This window comes from Krasilnikovia sp. MM14-A1004 (assembly GCF_047159485.1).
Taxonomy (GTDB): domain Bacteria; phylum Actinomycetota; class Actinomycetes; order Mycobacteriales; family Micromonosporaceae; genus Actinoplanes.
Genome location: NZ_AP038773.1, coordinates 4,883,057 through 4,906,409 on the forward strand (window position 1 = coordinate 4,883,057; position 23,353 = coordinate 4,906,409).

The 23,353-nt window shown below is 72.2% G+C and carries 20 protein-coding genes; 12 read left to right on the forward strand and 8 right to left on the reverse strand.

Annotated elements, in window-relative coordinates:
* Nucleotides 1-3 precede the first annotated feature (3 nt).
* Nucleotides 4-1,785 (reverse strand): ABC transporter ATP-binding protein, encoded by a 1,782-nt coding sequence (locus ACMCNN_RS20820; RefSeq protein ID WP_412742188.1) that lies wholly within the window; start codon nucleotides 1,783-1,785, stop codon nucleotides 4-6.
* Complete coding sequence (locus ACMCNN_RS20825; RefSeq protein ID WP_412742189.1) at nucleotides 1,782-3,608, reverse strand: ABC transporter ATP-binding protein; 1,827 nt, start codon at nucleotides 3,606-3,608, stop codon at nucleotides 1,782-1,784. Before ACMCNN_RS20825 ends, ACMCNN_RS20820 begins: the two co-directional genes overlap by 4 nt.
* Before the next feature lie 125 nt (nucleotides 3,609-3,733).
* Between ACMCNN_RS20825 and ACMCNN_RS20830 the strand changes: the two genes are divergently transcribed.
* Nucleotides 3,734-4,372, forward strand: a complete 639-nt coding sequence (locus ACMCNN_RS20830) for a TIGR03085 family metal-binding protein (protein WP_412742190.1) — start codon at nucleotides 3,734-3,736, stop codon at nucleotides 4,370-4,372.
* 18 nt (nucleotides 4,373-4,390) lie between these two features.
* On the opposite strand, the gene ACMCNN_RS20835 is transcribed toward ACMCNN_RS20830, so the two are convergent.
* On the reverse strand, nucleotides 4,391-4,963 hold the full coding sequence (locus ACMCNN_RS20835) for a hypothetical protein (RefSeq protein WP_412742191.1): 573 nt from the start codon (nucleotides 4,961-4,963) through the stop codon (nucleotides 4,391-4,393).
* A gap of 101 nt (nucleotides 4,964-5,064) precedes the next feature.
* Here ACMCNN_RS20835 and ACMCNN_RS20840 point away from each other — a divergent pair, with 101 nt between their 5' ends.
* From ACMCNN_RS20840 to ACMCNN_RS20860, 5 genes are all read left to right on the forward strand, one after another.
* Entirely contained in the window at nucleotides 5,065-5,748 is a 684-nt protein-coding gene (locus tag ACMCNN_RS20840; protein ID WP_412742192.1) for a response regulator transcription factor, read from the forward strand.
* Entirely contained in the window at nucleotides 5,745-7,046 is a 1,302-nt protein-coding gene (locus tag ACMCNN_RS20845) for an ATP-binding protein (protein ID WP_412742193.1), read from the forward strand. The genes ACMCNN_RS20840 and ACMCNN_RS20845 overlap by 4 nt, the downstream gene beginning before the upstream one ends.
* 60 nt (nucleotides 7,047-7,106) lie before the next feature.
* Complete coding sequence (locus tag ACMCNN_RS20850) at nucleotides 7,107-7,445, forward strand: helix-turn-helix domain-containing protein (protein WP_412742194.1); 339 nt, start codon at nucleotides 7,107-7,109, stop codon at nucleotides 7,443-7,445.
* A gap of 78 nt (nucleotides 7,446-7,523) precedes the next feature.
* On the forward strand, nucleotides 7,524-8,324 hold the full coding sequence (locus tag ACMCNN_RS20855; RefSeq protein WP_412747231.1) for an ImmA/IrrE family metallo-endopeptidase: 801 nt from the start codon (nucleotides 7,524-7,526) through the stop codon (nucleotides 8,322-8,324).
* Nucleotides 8,321-8,944 (forward strand): hypothetical protein, encoded by a 624-nt coding sequence (locus ACMCNN_RS20860; protein ID WP_412742195.1) that lies wholly within the window; start codon nucleotides 8,321-8,323, stop codon nucleotides 8,942-8,944. The genes ACMCNN_RS20855 and ACMCNN_RS20860 overlap by 4 nt, the downstream gene beginning before the upstream one ends.
* 45 nt (nucleotides 8,945-8,989) lie before the next feature.
* On the opposite strand, the gene ACMCNN_RS20865 is transcribed toward ACMCNN_RS20860, so the two are convergent.
* Both ACMCNN_RS20865 and ACMCNN_RS20870 read right to left on the reverse strand, forming a co-directional pair.
* A complete protein-coding gene (locus ACMCNN_RS20865) occupies nucleotides 8,990-11,236 on the reverse strand; it encodes a putative bifunctional diguanylate cyclase/phosphodiesterase (RefSeq protein ID WP_412742196.1) in 2,247 nt (748 codons plus the stop codon).
* A gap of 93 nt (nucleotides 11,237-11,329) precedes the next feature.
* Entirely contained in the window at nucleotides 11,330-11,887 is a 558-nt protein-coding gene (locus tag ACMCNN_RS20870; protein WP_412742197.1) for a TetR/AcrR family transcriptional regulator, read from the reverse strand.
* A 122-nt stretch (nucleotides 11,888-12,009) separates the two neighbouring features.
* Between ACMCNN_RS20870 and ACMCNN_RS20875 the strand changes: the two genes are divergently transcribed.
* Together ACMCNN_RS20875 and ACMCNN_RS20880 are read left to right on the forward strand one after the other, a co-directional pair.
* The gene (locus ACMCNN_RS20875) at nucleotides 12,010-13,656 is read left to right on the forward strand and encodes an MDR family MFS transporter (RefSeq protein WP_412747232.1); all 1,647 of its coding nucleotides are present in this window, start codon (nucleotides 12,010-12,012) and stop codon (nucleotides 13,654-13,656) included.
* A 264-nt stretch (nucleotides 13,657-13,920) separates the two neighbouring features.
* A complete protein-coding gene (locus ACMCNN_RS20880; RefSeq protein ID WP_412742198.1) occupies nucleotides 13,921-14,613 on the forward strand; it encodes a PepSY domain-containing protein in 693 nt (230 codons plus the stop codon).
* Nucleotides 14,614-14,679: 66 nt separating this feature from the next.
* Here the strand turns inward: ACMCNN_RS20880 and ACMCNN_RS20885 are convergent, their stop codons facing one another.
* The gene (locus ACMCNN_RS20885) at nucleotides 14,680-15,894 is read right to left on the reverse strand and encodes a S8 family peptidase (protein ID WP_412742199.1); all 1,215 of its coding nucleotides are present in this window, start codon (nucleotides 15,892-15,894) and stop codon (nucleotides 14,680-14,682) included.
* A gap of 307 nt (nucleotides 15,895-16,201) precedes the next feature.
* Here ACMCNN_RS20885 and ACMCNN_RS20890 point away from each other — a divergent pair, with 307 nt between their 5' ends.
* Nucleotides 16,202-18,025 carry an AMP-dependent synthetase/ligase gene (locus ACMCNN_RS20890; RefSeq protein ID WP_412742200.1) on the forward strand — a complete coding sequence of 608 codons (1,824 nt, stop codon included), beginning with the start codon at nucleotides 16,202-16,204 and terminating at the stop codon, nucleotides 18,023-18,025.
* A gap of 123 nt (nucleotides 18,026-18,148) precedes the next feature.
* Here the strand turns inward: ACMCNN_RS20890 and ACMCNN_RS20895 are convergent, their stop codons facing one another.
* Nucleotides 18,149-19,603: a PLP-dependent aminotransferase family protein gene (locus ACMCNN_RS20895; protein ID WP_412742201.1), complete on the reverse strand. Its 1,455-nt coding sequence runs from the start codon at nucleotides 19,601-19,603 to the stop codon at nucleotides 18,149-18,151.
* A gap of 59 nt (nucleotides 19,604-19,662) precedes the next feature.
* On the opposite strand from ACMCNN_RS20895, the gene ACMCNN_RS20900 reads away from it, so the two are divergent.
* From ACMCNN_RS20900 to ACMCNN_RS20910, 3 genes are all read left to right on the forward strand, one after another.
* Nucleotides 19,663-20,316 (forward strand): YczE/YyaS/YitT family protein, encoded by a 654-nt coding sequence (locus ACMCNN_RS20900; RefSeq protein WP_412742202.1) that lies wholly within the window; start codon nucleotides 19,663-19,665, stop codon nucleotides 20,314-20,316.
* Between the two features lie 170 nt (nucleotides 20,317-20,486).
* A complete protein-coding gene (locus ACMCNN_RS20905) occupies nucleotides 20,487-20,837 on the forward strand; it encodes an STAS domain-containing protein (protein WP_412742203.1) in 351 nt (116 codons plus the stop codon).
* On the forward strand, nucleotides 20,834-21,856 hold the full coding sequence (locus ACMCNN_RS20910; RefSeq protein WP_412742204.1) for an ATP-binding protein: 1,023 nt from the start codon (nucleotides 20,834-20,836) through the stop codon (nucleotides 21,854-21,856). Before ACMCNN_RS20905 ends, ACMCNN_RS20910 begins: the two co-directional genes overlap by 4 nt.
* On the opposite strand, the gene ACMCNN_RS20915 is transcribed toward ACMCNN_RS20910, so the two are convergent.
* Nucleotides 21,850-23,349, reverse strand: a complete 1,500-nt coding sequence (locus ACMCNN_RS20915) for a beta-N-acetylhexosaminidase (RefSeq protein WP_412742205.1) — start codon at nucleotides 23,347-23,349, stop codon at nucleotides 21,850-21,852. The two genes, ACMCNN_RS20910 and ACMCNN_RS20915, sit on opposite strands and share 7 nt — an antisense overlap.
* Nucleotides 23,350-23,353: the final 4 nt, after the last annotated feature.

The following is a 23,353-nucleotide window of genomic DNA, read 5'->3' on the forward strand; positions in this document are numbered from 1 at the left end:
CGGTCAGCGGGTCTGCTCCAGCCAGCTGGCGTACAGCTTGGCGTAGATCGAGTCCTGGTCCTCCAGCAGACGGGCGTGCGGGCCGCGCTGCACGACGCGGCCCGCGTCCACCACGATCACCTCGTCGGCACCCTCCGCCGTGGACAGCCGGTGCGCGATCGCCACGGTCGTCCGGCCCCGGGTCACCGCGTCGAGGGCCTTCTGCAGCCGCACCTCGGTGGCCGGGTCCACGGCGCTGGTGGCCTCGTCGAGCACCAGCAGATCCGGGTCGGCCACGTACGCCCGGACCAGCGCGACGAGCTGGCGCTCCCCCACGCTCAGCGCCTCCCCGCGCTCACCGACCGCGGTCTTCAGCCCGTCCGGCAGCCCGCCCAGCCAGTCGTCGAGCCCCAGCTCCACGAACGCCCGGTCCAGCTCCACGTCGGTCAGCTCCGGCCGGGCGAACCGGATGTTCTCCGCCACCGTGGCGTCGAACAGGAACCCGTCCTGCGGCACCATCACCACCCGCGACCGCAGCGACGCGAACCGCACAGAGGTCAGCGGCGTGCCGGACAGCCGGACCTCGCCAGCGACGGGATCCATGAGCCGGGTCAGCAGCTTCGCGAACGTCGTCTTGCCGCTGCCGGTCTCCCCCACCACGGCCACCCGGGTCCGCGGGGCGATCTCCAGATCCACGTCGGCCAGCACGACCGGGCCGCCCGGATAGCGGAACGAGACGTCCGCGAAGCGCACCGACAGCGGGCCCTCCGGCAGCGCGACACCCACCTCGTCCGGGTCGGCCACATCGGGGTCGAGGTCGAGGACGTCCAGCACCCGGCGCCAGCCCGCCACCGCGTTCTGCGCCTCGTTGAGCACCTCGGTGGCGATCTGCACGGGCTGGATGAACAGCGTCACCAGGAACAGGAACGCGGTCAGCTGCCCCACGGTCAGCTCGCCGCCGACACCGAGCACCACACCGACCACCACCACGCCGCTCAGCGCCAACCCGGCCGCCAGCTCACCGGCGGAGAAGCCGAGGACGCTGGTCCGCATGGCGCGCTGCTGCGCCGTACGCAGATCGCCGATGGACCGGTCCAGGCGGCGCTCGGTGCGCCCGGCCACCCCGTACGCCCGGATGACTGTCGCACCGACCACGCTCTCGGCAATCACGCCGAGCATCGCGCCGGTGCGCTCCCGCACGATCGAGTACGCGGTGGCCAGCCGCCGCTGGAACAGCCGGATGATGATCACGGCCGGGATGAACGAGGCGTACACGACGGCGGTCAGCTGCCACGAGTAGATCAGCATCACCACCGTGGTGACCACGAGCTGGCCCGAGGAGAGCAGCAGCATGATGCCGCCGGTCTGCAGGAACTGGGTGATCTGGTCGACGTCGCCGGTGACCCGGGAGACCAGCGATCCGCGCCGTTCCGCCTGCTGGTGCAGCATCGACAGATCGTGGATGTGCCGGAACGTGCGCGCCCGCAGCGAGGCCAGGGCCGTCTCGCTGACCGTGAACAACCGCCGGGTCATCAGATAGCCGCAGGTCGTCGACACCGTCAGGGCCGCCAGCGTGATCACCACGACGGTCAGGACCACACCCGGGTCCGGGCCGCCCGCGGCGCGGATGCCCCGGTCGATACCCTGCTGGACCGCGATGGGTACGGCCACCCGCCCGATCATCGCCACCACGGCCAGGGCGATCGTGCCGGCCAGCCCGGGACGCAACTCCGGCGACAGGGCGATCCCCCGTCGTACCGTGGCGAACGCCCCCTCCGTGCGCTCGCTCCCGCTGCGCTCGCTCATGCGGCGACCTCGTCGTCGACGGCGCCGCGGTCGGCCTCGGCCTGCTCGTAGGCGGTGACCAGGTCCCGGTAGCCGGGGGCGGACGCCATCAGCTCGGCGTGCGTGCCGGTCGCGGCGACCCGGCCCTGCTCCAGGTAGACGACCTGGTCGGCCAGCGCGATCGTGGCCCGCCGGTACGCGACCACCAGGATCGAGGTGCCGGCGTCGCCGCGCCGCAGCGACGCGAGGATCGCGGCCTCGACCCGCGGGTCCACCGCGCTGGTCGCGTCGTCGAGCACGAGCAGCCGGGGCCGCCCGGCCAGCGCCCGGGCCAGGGTGAGCCGCTGCCGCTGACCGCCCGACAGCGACGTGCCGCGCTCGCCGACCGCGGTGTCCAGGCTCGCGGGCAGGCGGGCCACGAAGCCGTCGGCCTGGGCCAGGCGCAGCGCCGCGTGCACGGCGGCGTCGTCGATGCCCGCGCGATCCAGGGTCACGTTGCCCCGGATGGTGTCGTCGAAGACGAACGGGATCTGCGGCACCAGCGCCGTGGTCGCCGCCAGTGCTTCCGCGGACAGGTCGGGCAGCGCGACGCCGTCCACCCGGACGTCGCCGGCGGCGGGGTCGACCAGGCGCGCCGCCAGCGCGGTGATCGTCGACTTGCCCGCACCGGTCGCGCCGACCAGCGCCACCGTGCTGCCGGGGGCCACGGTGAAGCTGACGTCGTGCAGGACGTCCGGGCCGTCGGCGTACCCGAACCGGATCCGGTCGAACTCCAGCGCGGCCGGACCGGACCCGGCCGGCGCGGCGGTCCCGTACGCGAGGTCGCCGTCCGCGGCCAGAACGGCCTGGACCCGCTCCCAGCCGGCGACGCTGCGCGGCAGCTCCGCCACCACCCAGCCGATGGCCCGCACCGGGAACGCCAGCACGGTGAACAGGAAAGCGACGCTGATCAGCTGGGCGACGCTGATGGCGCCGGTCTCCAGCCGCCACGCGCCCAGCAGCAGCACCACGAGCGTGCCGACGCTGGGCAGGCTGTCCAGCAACGGGTCGAACGCCCCCCGCAGCCGCCCCACCGCGATGAGCGCGTCGCGCAGCTCCGCGACGAACACCCCGAAGCGCTGCGACTCGTCCGCCTCGCGGCCCATCGTCTTGACCACCAGCGCACCGTCGAAGCTCTCGTGGGCCACCGCGCTGACCTTGGCGCGCAACTGCTGGGCGCGGATCTGCCGGGGCGACATCCGGCGCGAATACACCAGGTTGAGGCCGAACAGGGCAGGGAACAGCGTCACCCCGACCATGGCCAGCACCCAGTCCGTGAGGAACAACGCGATCACCGCGACGACGACCATGACGATCGTGCCGACCGCGAACGGCAGGGGCGCGATCGGCACGAACGCCGCCTCGACGTCGGAGTTCGCGTTCGACAGCAGGGTGCCGGTGGCGTGCCGCTGATGCCACGACGGCGGCAGCGACAGGTACCGGCTGGTGACCGCGCGGCGGTACCGGGCCTGCAGCCGGAACTGCATGAACCCGGCGCCCAGGCGGCGGGCGAAGATGGTCGCCACCCGCAGCACGCTCATCGCCAGGAAGACCGCCGCGACGGCGGCCAGCGCCGCCGGCTCCACCCGGTGCTGCGCGTACGCGGGCACCACGACGTGGCCGATGACCGCGCCGACGACGTACGAGTTGGCGATGACGAGCAGCCCGAACATGCTGCCGCCGACGGCACCCACGGTGAACAGGCGCGGTTCGATACGGATCGCGTGACCGAGCACGCGCAGCCCCCGACCCAGGACGTCCCGGCTGGCCCTCGCGGTCACATCGCCACCCTCCGCGTAAGTCATGGACGGGTCACCCCGGCCTTACCGCTCCATCCTGCCGAACCAGGCCCCACCGCCCCACTGGATTCCGGGTGTGTCCGCGCACACATCGATGCGACGGTACGGGATCCCGCCATACGATCTGTCGCATGAGCGACTACGCACGCCGGGAACGCGCGGCCGTGGCGGATCTGCTGCTGGCGACCGGTCCGGACGCGCCGACCCTGTGCGCCGGGTGGACGACCCGCGACCTCGCCGCCCACCTGGTCATCCGGGACCGGCGCCCGGACGCTTCCGCGGGCATCGTGCTGCCCCGGTTCGCCGCCTACACCGAGCGGATCCGCACGGCCAAGGCCGCCGAGCCGTACGAGCGGGTGGTCGAGGAGGTGCGCACGCCGCCGTGGTGGAGCCCGGTCAGCAACCCGCTCACCGACGAGCTGACCAACACCGTCGAGTTCTTCATCCACCACGAGGACATCCGCCGGGGCGGGCCGGACTGGGCGCCGCGCAGCCTCGACGCGGGCGAGGCGCGGGCGTTGTGGCGGGCCGCGAGGTTCAACGCCCGGCTGCGGCTGCGCCGGATGCGCTCGGCCGTCCTGGTGCGCGCCGACGGCTTCGGTGAGCAGCGGGTCGGCGCGCCGGACGCGGGCAGCCCGGCGGTGGTGCTCAGCGGCGAGCCGGGTGAGCTGCTGCTGTTCCTGTCCGGCCGGCAGCGGGCCACCCGGGTGCAGATCGAGGGCCCTGCGGCGATCAAGGACAAGCTGCGGACCGCCGCGTTCGGCATGTGACGGGCCGGCGGCCCCGGTTCAGTCGTCGCTGCGTTCGGACAGCACGGGACGCCCGGCGGAGCAGGTGACGCGGACGCGGACCCGGTCGTGCTCGTCCGCGGTGCCCCGGAACTCCCCTTCCGCCTGCGCCCGCGGCCCCTGGTCGCGCTCGTGCACCGCGTACCCGCTCAGCGGCGACATCGCGACGATCTCGGCGCGGCCCGCCTCGCAGCGGGCGACCACCGTGCCGCCGCGGGTGCGGAACGAGCGGGCCGTCGCCGTCGGCGCCGGAGCGGCCGACGTGGTCGGCGCTACCGGAACCCGTGGGGGCGCGGATGCCGTGGCTGACGGGTCCGCGGCGGACGGATCCTGGCCGGGCGCGGTCTCGCCAGCGGACGAGACCTCGGGTGAGACGGTGGACGGGACTGATGACAAGGCACTGGGCACCCCCCGGGCAGCCAAGGTCTGGGCCACTTCGGCTTCTGAGCGTGGACGTCCCGCCTCGGAGGTGAGGCCGTCGCCGATCACCCGCACGGCTCCCAGCCCGATGAGCACGGCCAGTACGGCCGCGCCGAGCCAGCCGGCGGTCACGAGCAGGGTACGTCGGGTCACTCACCGATGATGCCCGCCGGCACGCTAAGACGGGGCCTGCCGAGCGCTAAGGGAGGGTTAACGCGCCTGGTGGCGGGCGGTGCGCGGGTTACCGTGCAGCGGTGGCCCACCTGCTGCTGATCGAGGACGACCCGGCGATCCGTACCCATCTGCTGCGCGCGCTGCGCGAGCGCGGCCACGCCGTCGCCGCCTCGGGCACGGCCATGGACGGGCTGCAGACCGCCCTGGCCGAACGCCCCGACCTGGTCGTGCTCGACCTGGGCCTGCCCGACCTGGACGGGCGCGAGCTGCTGCGCATGCTGCGGGCGGTCAGCCCGGTCCCCGTCATCGTGGCCACCGCCCGCGACGACGAGACAGAGATCGTCCAGGTGCTGGACTCGGGCGCGGACGACTACGTGGTGAAGCCGTTCACCGCGGCGCAGCTCGACGCCCGGATCCGGGCGGTGCTGCGCCGCGGCGCCGGGGACCGCCCCGAGCAGGCCGCGCTCACGGTCGGGGGCTTGAGCATCGACGCCGGCGCCCGGACCGCCTCGCTGGACGGCGCCCCGCTCGACCTCACCCCGCGCGAGTTCGACCTGCTGCACCACCTGGCCAGCCGCGCCGGGCAGGTGGTCACCAAGCGGGAGCTGCTGGCCGAGGTGTGGCAGGTGCCGTACGGCGGCGCCGACAAGACCGTCGACGTGCACCTGTCGTGGCTGCGCCGCAAGCTCGGCGAGACCGCGCAGGCGCCGCGCTACCTGCACACCGTCCGGGGGGTCGGCGTGCGGTTGAGCGAGCCGGCGTGAGGCGCCGGCTCACCCTGCTGGTCGCCGCCACCACATGCCTGGTGCTGCTGGCCTTCCTGGTGCCGCTGGCGCTGCTGATCCGCCAGGTCGCGGCGGACCGGGCGGTCAGCGGCGCCGACGACGTGGTGCGGGCGATCGTGCCGCTGGTGGGCACCAGCGACTCGACCCAGCTGGAACTGTCGCTGAGCGGGGTGTCCGTGCCGGTCACCGTGTACCTGCCGGACGGGCGGGTGCTGGGGGCCCCGGCGGAGGAGACCGCGGCGGTGCGGCTGGCGCAGGAGGACGGGCAGTCGTTCACGGTCGACGGCCCGGCGGGCCGGGAGATCGTCGTGCCGGTGGTCACCGCGCAGGGCACGGCCGTGGTGCGCACCGTGGTGCCGCGCGCGGAACTGACCCGCGGGGTGACCAAGGCGTGGCTGGTGCTGGCCGGGCTCGGCGCCGCCCTCGTCCTGCTGGGGCTGCTGGTCGCGGACCGGCTGGCCCGTACCCTGGTGAAGCCGATCGCGGAGCTGTCCGCGGTCTCGCACCGCCTGGCCCGCGCGGAGCTGTCCGCCCGGGCGTCGCCCGCCGGGCCGCCCGAGCTGCGCGAGGTGGCCGGGGCCCTGAACCACCTGGCGGGACGCATCCAGGACCTGCTGCGCCAGGAGCGCGAGCAGGTCGCGGACCTGTCGCACCGGCTGCGCACGCCGCTGACCGCGCTGCGGCTGGAGGCCGAGTCGCTGCGCGACCCGGACGACGCGGGCCGGGTCGCGGCCGCCGCGGACGCCATCGAGCGGGCGGTCACCGCGGTCATCCGGGAGGCCCGGCACCGCGGCGCGCAGCGCCCGCGGACCGGCTGCGACGCGACCGCGGTGGTCGCCGACCGGGTCGCCTTCTGGTCCGTTCTGGCCGAGGACACCGATCGAGGGGTACGCCGTGAGCTGCCCGCCACGCCGCTGCCGGTGGCGGTCCCGGCCGACGACCTCGCGGCGGCGCTCGATGCCCTGCTGGGCAACGTGTTCGCGCACACCCCGGACGGCACCGACTTCGGCGTGTTCCTGGCCGCGCGGCCGGGCGGCGGCGCGGTGCTGACCGTGTCGGACGCCGGTCCCGGGTTCGCGCAGTCGGCGCTGCGCCGCGGGGCGTCCGGGTCCGGCTCGACCGGCCTCGGCATGGACATCGCCCGGCAGGCCGCCGAGGCCGGCGGCGGGTCGCTGCGCGTCGAAGCGAGTCGCGGCGGCGGTGCCCGGGTCGTCCTGGAGCTGGCGCCACACGTGCCTGGCAGCGATGGCGGCAGGACGACACGTCGCGTAGACTGAATCAGAAAATCCGATCATGATTCAGGCTGAGTCTACGGAGGCTCTTGGGGGCGAGGGATCATGACCAGCACTCACCTCGGCACGTTGATCGAACAGGCCCGCGCCTCTGCCGGCCTGAGCCAGCGCGCACTCGCCGATGCCACCGGCATTTCTCAATCCACTCTGTCGCGGATCATCACCGGCGAACGCGCACCGAAGCTGCCGGAGATCGTGGCAGTCGCCTGGGCGACCGGGCACACGGTCGCCCAGCTCACTGGGGCCAGCTCTGTGGCCGACAGGGTCCAGTTCGCGGCACGGGCCACCAACGGTTCCGGGATGGCAGACATGCACCAAGCCCTTCTGCACTTCATGGAACTGAACGACTACCTGGACGAACAGGCCATCTCGACGACGATCTGACGGCGGTAACGACCCGTGCATTGCGAGGCTGAAGGGCGGGCCGCCGCCGAGCGGTTCCGTCATGATCATCACTTGGGCGTGCAGCCCCTGGGCGACCTCGTCGCTCTCATCGAACAATCTGCCGACATCGACGTCGCCGTGCTCGACGCAGGGCCCGACGAGCACGGCCTGACGATGCGTGATCCCCAGCGTGGCGCCGTGTTCATCGGTGTCGCGCGGACGCACCGACCCATGCGGCAGCGCAGCACTCTCGCCCATGAACTCGGGCACGTCGTTCTCGGCGACTGGGTCGACAGCGACGCCGCCGACCGGAGCCAGCGGCCCCCTGCCGAGATCCGCGCCGATGTCTTCGCTCGACACCTGCTGCTGCCGATCGATGGCCTTCGCGGATTCCTCGGTGATCCGCGGGCCATTACGTTGGCCACACTGTCCACAGTGGTGCAACGGTTTCTAGTGTCACCCTCGATCGCCGCCATCGCACTCGAGCAGGCTGGCTACATCGGCAAGGCGGTCAAGCGTGAGTGGATGACCACGTCCGCTCTCCGACTGGCTGTGCAATTCGGCTGGGGCGACCAGTACCGTGCGCTCCAAGCCGACTCGGATCGACGAAGGGCACCTCAGCGTCTGCTGGCCCGAACGATCCACGGCTATGTGGACGGTGTGCTCTCGGCACAGGTCATCGCAAACCTGAGAGGTGTTTCGCTGACAGGTGCCGTGGCCGAGCTCCGGGAAGCCGGGATCGTTCCCACCCCACAGGTTGTCACCTGGGTGGATCCCGACGAGCTGCCCGAGGCACATGTGGACCTCACCGACCTGGATGTCGACCTCCGCGCCACTGCCGAACCTTCCGATACGGCGGCGGAGCCGGAAGGCAGATGAGCCAGCGACCCGTCATCGACGCCGGCCCCAGCCTGAACTTCTTGTCGATCAATAAGGAACGCCTGCTCATCGGCGTGCTCGGCGCCCTGAGCGCCCCGGAAGTCGTCGAGGCAGAGGTGCTACGCAGGTCAGCCCGGGATCCCCGTTTCCGCGCAGCGGCTTCGACCTGGCGAAAGTTGACTCCGAAATGGATTCGGATCCTTCCGGATCACCCGACAGTCGAGCTCGCGCAGGTCGTCCACAGGATCACCCAGCAGCCCATGAGCGAACGACTGAAGCGGCCCAGAGATCTGGGGGAGACGATGGTGATCGCCCACGCGGTCGTGGCCGCCGAAGCAGGCGCCGATGTTGTGGTGTTGATCGACGATGGACAGGGAGCCAGAACCGCCATGCTCGAGATTCGTCGGCTGGATCGGCTCCGAACCCACCACAGCACGGTCGGGTCGATCAGGTTGGCGAGCACCCTGACGGTCCTGGAACGCGCGGTCGGCACCCAGCACCTCCGGACCAGGGCCGAGATGCGCGACATCTACCAGCGCCTGCGCGGTCTTGACGACGGCCTGCCACCCATCGAAAAGACGAATCTCCTCAGCACGCTGCGTTGGCCGACCGGCCCGTAGCCTCGGCGGGAGAAATCACGGTTGTGCGGCCCCGTCCGCGGAATTTCAGGCGGTGGCCATCAGGGCGCCCCGGCGCAGCAGGGCGTCGAACTCGGGCGGAGGCACCGGCTCGCTGAACAGGTAACCCTGGATGGCGTGGCAGTCGGCGGCGCGCAGCGCGTGCCAGTCGTCCACCTCCTCGACGCCTTCGGCCACGACCGTCATGGTCAGCGAACGGGCCAGCCACAGCACCGCGGAGATGATGGAGGACTTGCGCGCGTCGGCGGCCAGGCCGGTGACGAACGAGCGGTCGAGCTTCACCACGTCCGCCGGGACGGACTGCAGCCAGGTCAGCGAGCTGTAGCCGGTGCCGAAGTCGTCCAGGGCGATCCGTACGCCCAGTGCCTTGATCGCCGTCAGCCGTTCCTGCAGATCGGCGGAGTTGACCAGCAGGGCCGTCTCGGTGATCTCCAACACCAGCTGGGCCGGGTCGACCGTCGGCACCCGGGCCAGCAGCTCCGCGAGCATCGGGACGAACCCGGTCTCGGCGAGCTGCCGGGGGCTGACGTTGACCGACACGTAACCCAGCTCGCCGCGCCACGCCGTCAGGTGCCGCAGCGCCGAGGTCAGTACGTGCTCGCCGAGCGGCACCACCAGGCCGGTCTCCTCCGCGGCGCCGATGAAGTGTCCCGGCGCGAGGATCTCGTCCTCCGGCGTACGCAGCCGGACCAGCGCCTCGGCGCCCAGGATGCGCCCGTCGGCCGCCGAGACGATCGGCTGGAACCAGACCGGCAGACTCGTCTCCCGGTCGCCCTCGAGCGCCGCCCGCAGCCGGGACTCGGCCAGCAGATGCTGCTGAACGGTGACCCGCATCTGGTCGGTGAAGACCTCGATCCGGTTGCCGCCGGCGCGCTTGGCGGCGTACATGGCGGTGTCCGCGTCGAGGATCACCTGGTCGGCCCGGCCGGCGCCCCGCGCCGTGGCCAGCCCGATGCTGGCGTCGACCTGCACGTGGCCGCCGGGAATCGGCAACGGCTCGGCGATCGCCGCGAGGATGTCCGCACCCACGTGGGCGCCGGTCGCGACCGGGGCGCGCAGTGCGACCACGAACTCGTCGCCGCCGAGGCGCGCCAGCAGCGACCCGGCCGGTACGCATTCCTGCAGCCGGGCGGCCAGGGCACGCAGGACGTTGTCGCCGGTGCCGTGGCCCGAGCCGTCGTTGATCGACTTGAACCGGTCGACGTCCAGGTAGAGCACGCAGACCGTCTCCGGGTCGTCGCCCAGCAGCGCCGCCACGTCGTGTTCGAACGCCTGCCGGGACAGCAGCCCGGTCAGCGGGTCCTGCCGGACCTGCCGGCGCAGCGCCGCCTCGTGCTCGCGATCGCGGGTGACGTCGCGGCAGTGGACAAACAGCAGCCGCAGCGTGCCCCAGCGGTCACGCAGGCCGGTGCTGTGGACCTCGACCCAGATCTCGGCGCCGTCGGTCTCCCGGCGGTAGTGCCTGATCAGCGTGACCGGCTCGGTGCGCTGGGCCAGATCGTCGAAGAGCGGAGTGGCGGCGTCCTCGAGGGGCGTCAAGGGCAGGTCGCGGACGGCGAATCCGGGCGGCAGTTCGTCGGGCAGTCCCAGCCAGGCGCGGTACGCCGAGTTGGTGCGTACCAGCCGTCCGTCCGGCGAGAGCATCGCCATGGGCAGCGGAGTCTGGTCGAACGCCACGCTGAGCTGGGCCTGGCTGGCGTCGAGGTTGTCCTGGGCCCGGGCCTCCTCGGCCTCGGCGAGCCGCCACTGGATCACCTGGAAGGTGGCGGCCAGCAGCACCGCGAGACCGTGCAGCAGCGCCCACAGCCACGGGTGCACCATCGCGCTGTGGTGGTCGTACGTGCGGTCGCTGACGATCGTCCCGAACACCGCGTGGTGCAGTGTCGTGGCGATCAGGAAGATCCCGAACGGTGTCCAGTCGCGGTACAGCGCCAGCGCCGGGACGGCGACGAAGAACGCGAAATGGGCCTCGGTGAGCCCGTGGGTCATGGCGACGAATCCGCCGCAGGCGACGGTGAACCCGAGCGCCACGAAGATCGAGGGCAGCCGCCGCGGCGGCAGTGTGGCGGCGGCCACCAGGCAGGGCAGGATGAGCAGGACGCTGACCAGCCAGGAGCGGCCCAGCCCGTCCTGCAACGCGCCGAACGCGGTCAGGACGACGACGCAGGCCGCCAGCAACGCGGTCAGGAGGCGGTGCCGGCCCGCCCAGTCCTCGTCACGGAGTCCACCTCCGGCGGGTATCCAACCCCGCAGCGCCGTCAGCCCGATCCCCACGTGCGGAGATATCGGTCGTCCCGGGGCCCGTCTGAGCATCTGATCGTCCCGTTCGGGACCTTGGACCTGTGACGAATCCCGGCCGGCCCGGACCTACCGGGGTGACACCAGCCGGTGCGCGATGTCGCGGGCGACAGCGGTGACCTGTTCGTCGGTGGCGTCCAGCCCCTGGGCGGCGAACACGGTGGTGTTGATGCTGAGCAGCGCGACCCGGATGCGCAGGGCCTCCTCGGCGGTGGCGTCCGGGCCGGTGACGACCTCGAACAGGGTGCGCAGCCGCTCGAACGCGTTCTCCTTGCCGGGGTGCAGGTCCTTGACGACGTGCTGGTTGGCGAGGGCGAACTGCATGGCCTGCCGGCCGTGCTCGGCGCTCAGCCGCAGCAGCCGGTCGATGATCTCGGCGCGCAGGTGCTCCCCGGGGGGCTGGGCCGTCGCCCAGGCGACCAGGTCGTCCAGCGCGGCCAGGTAGTCGCCGAACAGGGACCGGACGATGTCTTCCTTGCTGCGGAAGTGGTAGTACAGGGCGGCCTTGGTGACGCCCAGGCGCTCGGCGATCTCTCGCAGCGAGGTGGCCTCGTAGCCCCGCTCGGTGAACAACTCCAGCGCCACCCGCCGGATGTCGGCCCTGGTGTCACCGTGCCGTGCGGCCATGCCTCTCATCTCCCTGCGCCTGCGTTAACCAGCCGGGCGTACCCGCCGGATTGTGCTCATCTTAGTTGCTGACTTGCCGACCGGTAAGGTACAACTTACCGGTCGGCAAGTAAACGAGCCAGATAAGTCCCCTCGCCGACCGGCAACGCGATCGTCGAAAGAAGGCAAGCACTGTGACGTCCAAAGCAGCGGACACCACCCCGATGGCGCCACCGAGGTTCAGCCACCGCGAGATCATGGCGACCATGGCCGGGCTGGCCATCGCCATGCTGCTGGCCATGCTGGACAACATGATCGTGGCGCCGGCCCTGCCCACGATCGTCGGCGACCTGGGCGGCCTCAACCACCTGGCCTGGGTGACCACCGGCTACATCCTCGCCTCCACCGTCGCCACCCCGATCTGGGGCAAGCTCGGTGACCTGCTCGGGCGCCGCTCGACCTTCATCGCCTCCATCGCGATCTTCCTGATCGGCTCCGCGCTGTGCGGCATGTCGCAGAACATGGCCGAGCTGGTCGGGTTCCGCGCGCTGCAGGGCCTGGGCGCCGGCGGCCTCATGGTCGGCGTCATGGCGGTCCTCGCCGAAATCGTGCCGCCCCGCGACCGGGGCAAGTACCAGGGCGTGATGATGGCCGTCATGCCGGCCGCCATGATCGGCGGTCCGCTCGTCGGCGGTTTCATCACCGACCACCTCAGCTGGCGCTGGGCCTTCTACGTCAACCTGCCGCTCGGCGTGATCGCGCTGGCCGTGTGCTGGTTCACGCTGGCCAAGCTGCCCCGCGGCACCGGCAAGGCGCGGATCGACTGGACCGGGGCGGCGCTGCTGAGCACCTGGATCACCGCGCTGGTCCTGATCACCAGCTGGGGCGGCACCGAGTACGACTGGAGCTCCCCGCAGATCCTCGGCCTGGCCGCGCTGACCGTGGTGGCCTTCGTCGCGTTCGTGATCGTCGAGCAGCGCGCGGCCGAGCCGATCATGCCGCTGACGGTGTTCCGCAACCGCAACTTCGCCCTCGCGGGTGCGCTCAGCTTCATCGTCGGGTTCGCGATGTTCGGCGGGATGACCTTCCTGCCCCAGTTCCAGCAGTTCGTGCAGGGTGCGTCGGCCACCAACAGCGGCCTGCTGCTCATGCCGATGATGATCGCCATGATGGTGACCTCGCTGGCCGGCGGCGCCCTGATCAGCCGGACCGGCCGTTACCGCGTCCTGCCGATCGCCGGCACCGTCCTGATGGCGGCCGGGCTGGCCCTGTTCGCCAGCATGAGCACCGACACCACCAAGATCGTCACGTCGCTCTACATGGTCGTGCTCGGCCTGGGCATGGGCTGCCTCATGCAGACCACCATGCTGATCGCGCAGAACAGCGCGCCCCTGAAGGACGTCGGCGCGGCCACCGGCGCCGCCACCTTCCTGCGCAACATGGGTGGCTCGCTGGGCGTCTCCATCCTGGGCTCGCTGTACGCCCACACGCTCACCAACTCCATCACCGCGCACGCCGGCGCGGCCGCCAGTGCCGGCTCGGCCTCCGCGTCGCGGATGACCCCCGAGTTGCTGCGCAGCCTGCCCGAGGCCGCCCGGCACCTGTTCCAGCAGGCGGTCACGGACGGTGTGGGCGCCGTCTTCACCTGGGCCGCCGTCGTGGCGGCCGCGGGCCTGCTGGTCGCCCTGGCCATCCGGCACGTGCCGCTGCGCGGCTTCGCCAAGGACCAGCCGCCGGCCCCCGCCGAGGCGACCGACGACCTCGCGCTGGAGGCGACCGCGGGCGTCTGACGTCCGCCGGATCCCACCGTCGCAGGCCGCACCGGGCCGGTCCCCCGTGGACCGGCCCGGTGTTCGTCGTTTCGGCTGGTACTCGTCCGTGAGTGCGTCACCGAAGCATGGTCGGCCTGTCCGAATCGTGGGTGTTCTCCCCCGGATGCGTGATGGCTTAGCGCGCGCTTAACGATCACACAGCGCGCCGATAGCCCCCGGTGCACGACTGTGCTTGCTGTCCGACGGTCATCAGCACCGTCATCAGCACCGGAGGAACAAACGATGATTTCGATTCGTACCGCTGGCACTCTTGCCGCCGGGGTGGCCGCCGCGCTCGCTCTGGGCGGCACCGCGCTCGCCGCGTCCGGCGCCGACGACTCCGCCGCGCACGTGGCCGCCGACGACAAGGGCGGCGACCGTGCCGTGCCGATGCTGCCCAACGGCGACCCGGTGCGGTCGTCGGACGACTCGACCTCGGCGCCGACCTCCGCTCCGGCCGCGCCGACCGCGGCTGGTGCGGTGAGCATCGACGCGGCCCGCACGATCGCGCTGCGGGCGGCGGGCGGCGGCCGGGTCACCGACATCGAGGCCGAGACCGAGCACGGCCGCGCGGTCTGGGACGTCGACGTGGTGGTCGGCGGGGTCCGGCACGACATCGACGTGGACCGGGCGACCGGCGCCGTCCTGCGGCACCGCGTCAAGGGCTCGTCCGGCTCGACCACGGCCGGCGACGACCGCGGACGCGGCCGGGGCTCGGACGACGCCGCCGGCGACGACCGCGGCGGCCGGGGCACCGAGGCCGGCGACGACCACGGCAGCCGGAGCACCGAGGCCGGCGACGACCGCGGCGGCAACGGCACTGAAGCCGGCGACGACCACGGCAGCCGGAGCACCGAGGCCGGCGACGACCGCGGCGGCAACGGCACCGAGGCCGGCGACGACCACGGCAGCGGCCGGCACGGCTCCGACGACTGATCGTCGGCGAACCAGGTAGAGGCCCCGTGGCAGGCATGCCACGGGGCCTCGTTCGTACGTTGCGGACTACTGCGAGACGAACAGCAGGCGGTTCGGCGAGCCGCTGCCGGCGCCGGTGACCACGTCCGGGGTGGCGTCCGCCACCAGCGCGTCGCGGACCTGCGCCGGGGTGTACGACGGGTTGCGCGCCAGCACCAGCGCCGCCGCCCCGGCCACGTGCGGCGAGGCCATCGAGGTGCCGCTGATGGTGTTCGTCGCGGTGTCGCCGGAGTTCCAGTCCGAGGTGATCGACGAGCCGGGCGCGAAGATGTCCAGGCAGGTGCCGTAGTTCGAGTACGACGCGCGGGCGTCGGCGTTCGTGGTCGCGCCGACGGTGATCGCCGGGCCGACCCGGGCGGGCGAGGTGCTGCAGGCGTTGCCGTTGGAGTTGCCGGCCGCCAGCGCGTACGTGACCCCGGAGTCGATCGACGCGGTGACCGCGTCGTCCAGGGCGGTGCTGGCGCCGCCGCCCAGGCTCATGTTCGCCACGGCGGGCTTGCTGGCGTGCTGGGTGACCCAGTCGACGCCCGCGACGACCCCGGCGGTGGTGCCGCTGCCGGAGCAGTTGAGCACCCGTACCCCGACGATCCTGACCTGCTTCGCGACGCCGTACGTGGCGCCGCCGATCGTGCCGGAGACGTGCGTGCCGTGGCCGTGGCAGTCGACGCCGTCGGTGCCGACCGCGTCGTAGCCGTAGCTGGCCCGGCCGCCGAAGTCGGAGTGGCTGTAGAGCACGCCGGTGTCGATGACGTACGCGGTCACGGTGTCCGCCGTGGCCGGATACGTGTACGTGGTGCTCAGCGGCCGGGCCCGCTGGTCGATGCGGTCCAGGCCCCAGGTGGCATCGGTCTGCGTGTCGAGCAGCGAGACCTTCTGGTTCTGCTCGATGTACGCGACGCGCGGGTCGGCGGCCATCCGCCGGGCGGCGCTGTCGCTCATGGTCGCCTCGAAGCCGGTGATCGCGGCCCCGTACGTGCGCTGGACCTCCGCTCCGTAGCCGGCCGCGACCCCCCGAGCGGTCGCGGCGACCGTCGCGAGGCCGGGGCGGGCGCCCGCGTTCCTGAGCACCACGACGTAGCTGCCGGGGATGGCATCCGCGGTGCCCGCGAGCCGGATCTGGCCGGTGGGTGCCGCGGGGGCGGCCGTGGCAGGTTTCGCCGTCGCGGCCGTGGCCGTCGCCGCGACGAGCAGACTGACGGCCAGAGCGTGGCCGCCGAGGACGAGGGGGCGTCGTTTCGTCATGTCGTTCCTCTCTCGCGCCTGCCGGCCGACCCGTCCGCGTGCTCGTGACCCGCAAATATTGACGATGGTCGGTTTATTGACGCCAGGTTACGGGGCATCGACGACCGACGCTCCATCCCGATTGGGATATACCGCCGGGATCGTCCCCGGGGCACGGCGCTGCACCTCGGCCGAACGGCCGGTGCTGGTTAGGATCAACGGACTGCGTCGGCCCTATGGCCCTCAGGCCACACCCGCAATACTCTCGGGTAACACGGCTGTTACGTTGCAACCGTTTCATCTCATACCGGCACGAAGGCGGCGCCCGATGGCTCTCGACGTTCCCTACCGGTCGATCCCGGCCATGTTCCTGCATCGGGTGGCGGCCACCCCGGACAAGCAGGCGTTCGCCGGTCCGAACGCGGACGACACCGGGATGGACTGGCTGACCTGGACGCAGGTCAAGGACAAGGCGTTCGCGCTGGCGGCCGGGCTCGTCGAACTCGGTGTGGGCCGGGAGGACCGGGTCTCGATCCTGTCCAACACCCGCCTCGAATGGATCCTGGCGGACCTCGCCGTCAACTGTGCCGGCGGGGCCACGACCACCGTCTACCCCACCACGGAGCCCGAGGACGCGACCTTCATCATCGCCGACTCGGGCTCCAAGGTTCTGGTGGCCGAGAACCCGAAGCAGGCACTCAAGATCGCCGGGGCGACCACGTCGGTCACTCACGTCGTACTCATCGACGGGTTGGCCGACGCCGAGGCCGAGCCGCCCCAGCTGACGCTCGCCGACCTGGAGGAACGCGGCCGGGCGGCGCTGGCAGCCGACCCCGGCCTGATCGACCGCGCGATCGAGGCCATCCGCCCGGAGCACGTGGCGACCCTCATCTACACCTCCGGCACGACGGGACACCCCAAGGGCGTCGAGCTGCTGCACCGCGGCTGGACCTGGGAGGGTGTCGCCCAGGAGGACCTCGGCCTCTACGACCCGGACGACCTGCAGTACCTCTGGCTGCCGCTGTCGCACTCGTTCGGCAAGACCATCCTGTGCGGCGTCATCCACGTGGGCGTGCCGACCTATGTGGACGGCCGGGTGGACAAGCTCGTCGAGAAGCTCGCGGTGATCAGGCCGACGCTGATGGCCGCGGCCCCCCGCATCTTCGAGAAGATCTACAACAAGACCGTGACCACGGCGCTCGGCGAGGGCGGGCTGAAGGCGAAGATCTTCAGCTGGGCGCTCACCACCGGCAAGCGCAAGGTACGGCTGGAGCAGGCGGGCCGCCCGGTCGACCGGTGGCTGCGCACCGAGTACGCGATCGCGGAGAAGCTCGTCTTCAGCAAGCTGCAGCAGCGCCTCGGCGGCCGGCTGCGCGTCCTGGTCTCCGGGTCGGCGCCGCTGAGCAGCGACATCGCGGAGTTCTTCGCCGCCGCCAACCTGCCCATCTCGGAGGGCTACGGGCTCACCGAGTCGAGCGCCGCGAACTTCGTCAACCGGGTGGGCCACCTGAAGATCGGCACGGTGGGCAAGCCGCTCGGCGACCTGGAGGTCCGCATCGACACCGACGGCGAGATCCTGCTGCGCGGCGCCCCGGTCATGCGCGGTTACCACAACCTGCCGAAGGAGACCGCGGAGGCGTTCACCGAGGACGGCTTCTTCCGTACGGGCGACATCGGGCAGCTGGACGCCGAGGGCAACCTGTCCATCACCGACCGCAAGAAGGACCTGGTCAAGACGTCCGGCGGCAAGTACATCGCGCCGTCGAGCATCGAGGGCATGTTCAAGGCGGTGTGCCCGTACACGTCGCAGGCCGTGGTGGTGGGGCAGGCGCGCAACTTCGTGACGATGCTCATCTCGCTGGACGAGGACGCCATCGTGGCCTGGGCCGCGGGCGGGCCGCTGGACGGGCGCACCTACGCGGACATCGTGGCCGCCCCCGAGACGGAACAGCTGATCGCCGGCTTCATCGAGGAGCTCAACGGCAAGCTCAACCGCTGGGAGACGGTCAAGAAGTTCGCCATCCTGCCGCGCGACCTCAGCATCGAGCAGGGCGAGATCACCCCGTCCATGAAGATCAAGCGGCGCAGCGTCGAGGCGAACTTCGCCGCCGAGATCGACAAGATGTACGCGGGCTCGCTCGCGCAGATCTGAGCACCGCCAGCCATCTGAGGGACCCCCAGCCATCTGAGCACCCCCAGCCCCGGACGGGCCCGGAACCGTGTGACGGTTCCGGGCCCGCCGGCGTTCACGCCTTCGGCGCCCGGAGTGGTGCGGTCAGGCGATGACCGCGGGTGTGCCCCAGGCGGGGCGGCTGGCCCGGTCGAGGTCGTGCCGGACGGCGGCGATCCGGCGTACGGCCTCGGTCAGGTCGTCGGCGGCGAGGGTGAACGGCAGCCGGACGAAGCGTTCCAGCGTCCCGTCCAGGCCGAACCGCGGGCCGGGCGCCAGCCGCACCCCCACGTCCTCCGCGGCGCGGGCCAGCGCGCTGGAGATGGGCCCGTCCAGTTCGGCCCAGAGGGTGACACCGCCGCCGGGCACGCAGACCCGCCATTCGGGCAGCAGTTCGGTGAGCGCGGCGACCAGCGCGTCGCGCCGGAACTCCAGCTGTGCCCGGCGCGCGGCCACGATGGTCTCCTCCTGGGCCAGCAGCCGCACCGCGACGAGCTGTTCCAGCACCGGGCTGGACATGTCCACCCCGACTCGCAGAGCGGCGAGGCGCTGCACCAGCGGCGCCGAGGCGCGGACCCAGCCGATCCGCAGCCCACCCCAGTACGCCTTGCTCATCCCGCCGATGGAGACCACCCGCGAGTGCCGGTCGAACACCGCGACCGGCGGGGGCATGTCCGCGCCGTCGAGCGGCAGGTCCACGAACGACTCGTCGATGACCAGCTCGGTGCCAGTGGCGTGGGCCGCGCCGACCAGGCGCTCGCGCAGTGAAGCGGGCATGAGGTGACCGGTCGGATTCTGGAACTCCGGGATCAGGTACGCCAGCCGGGGCCGGGTCTGCCGCAGCGCACCGAGCAGCAGCTCGGCGTCCCAGCCGGTGCGCGGGTCGAGGCCGTGGGTGCTGATCCGGGCCCGCCGGGCGGCCAGCGCGGCCAGCGCGTTCGGGTACGTCGGGGATTCCACGAGGACCGGCGCCCCGGCGGGAACGGACAGCCGCAGCACCAGGTCGAGGGCCTGCTGGGTGCCGCTGGTGATGAGGATCTGCTCGGCGCTGGTGGGCACGCCCCGCGCGGCGTAGCCGTCCGCGACGGCCGCCCGCAGCTCGGGCAGCCCGGTCGGGTGGTAGCCGGCGCTGCCCAGGTACCGGGGCAGGTCGTCGGCGGCGGCGCGGGCCGCGGACACCAGCTCGACGGGGCCCGCCGAGGCGGCCACCCCCATGTCGATCATGTCGAGGTCGTCGTCGGGCGCCCACAGGCCCGAGCTGCCGACCCGGTGGCCGGTCGGCAGGGTGGTCCAGCTGCCCGCGCCGCGACGGCTGGTCAGGTGCCCGGTCTCGCGCAGCGACCGGTACGCCGCCGAGACCGTGGTGCGGCTGATGCCCAGGGACTCGGCGAGCTCCCGTTCGGCGGGCAGGCGTACCCCGAGGGACAGCCGGCTGTCGGCCAGCAGCCCACGGATCGAGCCCGCCAACGCGGAGTAGTCGGGCCGCTTGTGGCGACCCGGCAAGGAATGCCACTGACCCAACAGTCGGGCCAATTGGCCACCGCGTACCGACGTCGTCACCGCCACCTCCGACAGATTGGCCCTTTCGGCCCGAGCAATTGGCCCTCAGAGTGGCAGCTATGCCGACGACTGGCAACACCAATCACGTCACTATCCGCTTCCGCCCGGTCCGCCGACTCGCCCAGCTCACCGCCGGGCTGACCCTGTACGGCTTCAGCATGGCCCTCATGGTGATCTCCGGCCTCGGCCTCACCCCGTGGGACGTGTTCCACCAGGGGGTGTCGCGGGCCACCGGGATCAGCATCGGAACCGTCGTGATCCTCGCCGGCGTACCCATCCTGCTGCTCTGGATCCCGCTGCGGCAGCGGCCCGGCATCGGCACGATCGCCAACCTGGTCGTGATCGGCCTCGTCGTCGACGGCGCCCTCGCGGTGCTGCCGACCGGCGCGAGCCTGCCGCTGCGCGTCGCCTACCTGGTCGCCGGCATCCTCCTCAACGGACTCGCCACCGGCATGTACATCGGTGCGCGGCTGGGCCCCGGCCCGCGCGACGGCCTGATGACCGGCATCGCCGGGCGCTTCCCCCGCCTGTCGATCCGCCTCGTGCGCACCACCATCGAGGTGCTCGTGCTGGGCACGGGCTTCCTGCTGGGCGGCACGGTCGGCCTCGGCACCCTGGCGTACGCGCTGGCCATCGGCCCGCTCGTCCAGGCGTTCATGCCGATGTTCGCGGTACGGGAGCCGGGCCGCCCGGCGGTCGCCGCCACCGCCTGAAACATTGTCCGGCATCGGGCATTCGCGGCATGTGTCGTATCCCTCGTCCGGGGGTACGGGCGCGGCGCGCGGCGGCGTAGGTTGAGGGTCGCTGACTGTCCCCGTCGACATGACGCCGTCCGTGGCGGCAGGATCCGGTGCCGCCGACGGTGTCCGAGAGGCTGGATGTCGTGGCGGAGCCGTTTCGCGCCGACGTGTGTTCGACACGACGTGACGGCCCGGTGCTGCGCGTCACGGGCGACATCGACCAGGGGAACTGGCTCGATCTGGCCGACCGTATCGCCGCCGAGGTCCGCGCCGGAGTGCTCCACCTGGACCTGACCCGGGTGACCTTCTTCGGCGCGGCCGCCGTGCGTGCGGTGATGTACGGGCGCGACGCCCTGCCCTGCGGCGTGACCCTCCAGGTGAGCTGCGCACCGATGGCGTTCCGGGCGATGCAGATCTGCGGGCTGATCTCCTGCGACCGGCTGCTGGTCACGCCGGCGGTGGACTGGGATGCGCCGCCGGGGGCCGGAGCATGACCAGGTGGCCGGATCTGCCGGACAGGGAGATCGCCGAACCGCTCGACAGCGCGTACGAGCACGCCGCGCTGATCATCGACTCGGACGAGGCCGTGCGCACCCGGCTCATTCCGGTCCTGGCCGACCTCCTCGCCCGGGGCACAGCGGTCCTCATGGTCGTCAGCGCCAAGGTGGAACTCCTCGTACGCACCGAGTTCGGGGCGCTGAGCGACGAGCTGGAGTGGAGCGAGCCGGGCTCGTTCTACCAGCGGCTGGGCTTCGCGTACGAGGAGTTCCGGCGCTACACGGCCGAGCAGTTCGCGCGGGGCCGGCGCGTACACATCATCGCCGAGCCGGACATCACCACCGACATCGATCCGAGCAGCCCGGTCGACCGCGCCGCCGAATACCTGTCCTACGAGGTGGTCTACAACGACGTCCTCGCCCCGTACGAGTGCCCGGTGACCTGCGTCTGGGACGCCCGCCGCCACTCGACGCTGATCATCGAGAACGTACGCCTGCTGCACAACCACGAGATCATCGACGGCGGGACGCTGGTGCCCGTCGCGCACGTTCCCGCCGTCGACTATCTCGCGCACCGCAACGAGATCCCGTTGCCGACGCCACCGGCCACCACCGATCTCGACCTGTGCCTGTCCGGCCTCGGCGAGATCGGCTCGCTGCGCACCGCCGTGCGATCCTGGGTCCGGCACCAGTCCTTCTCCGACACCGCGGCCATCGACATCGTCATCGCCGTCGCCGAGGTGGCCACCAACGGCGTCATCCACGGCGACGCCCCCGTCCGCGTCCGCGCCTGGCGGTACGCGAACACCCTCGTCGTCCAGGTCGACGACGCGGGCGGGCGCCCACTGCCGCCGATCGCCGGATACCTCTCGCCCGACGGGCATGCCGACGCCGGGCGCGGCATGTGGCTGGCCCGGCAGCTCGCGGACGTCGTCAAGGTCCACACCGGCAGCGGCGTCACGTCGGTCCGGCTGCACTTCCCGTACGACGTGACGCACCACGTTCCGGCCTACTGAACGTCGTCCGGCGGGCGGTAGCCGACCCGCGCCCGGTCGAGGCGGAGCAGGTGCCCGGCCAGGCGCCGCCGGAAGTCGGGGAAGTCGCCGCCGAAACCGGTCCAGCCCAGCTCGGCGAGCGCCGCGAGACGCGGGAACGCCCGGTACTCCACCAGCGCCGGGGTGGGCAGGTACTCGCTCCACAGTTGCGCCTGCGTCCCGAGCAGCCGTCCCGGGCCGGGCGCCGGCGGGCGGTAGCCGTACACCTTGGACAGCGGGGTGCCGAGCCGGGCCGCGACCGGCTCGCCGGGTACCTCCGCCCCGGTCTCGCCGTAGTCCAGGTACGTGTGGGTGTGCGGGCAGGCCACCACGTCGTGCCCGGCGGCCAGCGCCGCGGCGACGCGTTCCTGGCTGCGCCAGCCGAAGACCACGGCATCCGCCGGGGCGCCGTACTCCAGCAGCTCGTCCCAGACCGCCACCCGGCGACCGTGCCGGGCCAGATGGGTGGCCAGCTCGGCGGCGTACCAGCGCTGCAGGTCGCACACGCCGGGCAGGCCCAGCTCCGCGACCCTGGCCAGCGCGGCCGGGCTGGCCCGCCACTCGTCGGTCGGGCACTCGTCGCCGCCGATGTGCACGATCTCGGACGGGAACACGTCCACCAGCTCGTCGAGGATGTGCCGGACCACGTCCAGGGTGGCCGCGGACGGGTTGAGCACGTGCGGCGAGATGCCCCACGCGGTGCGTACCGGCAGCCGCCGCGCGGGGTCGTTGCCCAGCTCCGGGTACGCGGCAAGGGCGGCCTGGACGTGGCCGGGGAGATCCACCTCCGGCACGATCCGTACGCCGCGGCGGGCCGCGTACCCGACCAGGTCCCGCAGTTCCCGCTGGGTGTACCAGCCGCCGTGCCGGACGCCGTCGAAGCGTTGCTCGCGGGAGTGCCCGGCCGGGCTCTGCGCGCGTACGCCGCCCACCTCGGTCAGCCGCGGGTAGCGCCGTACCTCGAAGCGCCAGCCCTGGTCGTCGGTCAGGTGCAGGTGCAGGACGTTGAGCTTGTGCGCGGCCATCAGGTCGACGAAGCGCCGCACGAACGGCATCGGGTGCGCCCACCGGGCCACGTCCAGCAGGGCACCCCGCCACGGATACGCGGGCCCGTCGACGATGTCGACGGCGGGCAGCGCCCAGGCGACCCCGCGCACCGGGGTGGCCGCGTAGGCCTCCGGGGGCAGCAGCTGGCGCAGCGTCTGCACCGCCCAGCGCAGCCCGGCCCCGGTGTGCGCCCGGACGGTGACCCCCTGCGGGGTGACACTCATCCGGTACCCCTCGGCGGGAGGACCGGCGTCGTCCAGCTGGAAGCTCAGCCCGCCCGTACCCGGTGGCAGCGGGAGGCCCGTGGGCTGCGCGAGCAGCTCACGCAGCAAGTCCGCGATCGCGGGCGGAGCATCGATCCGGGTCGTTTCGGTGAGGAGGAAGTGCCCGGCGGACCGGGCGACGTGGCGGGCGGCCGGGACGAGCATCTGA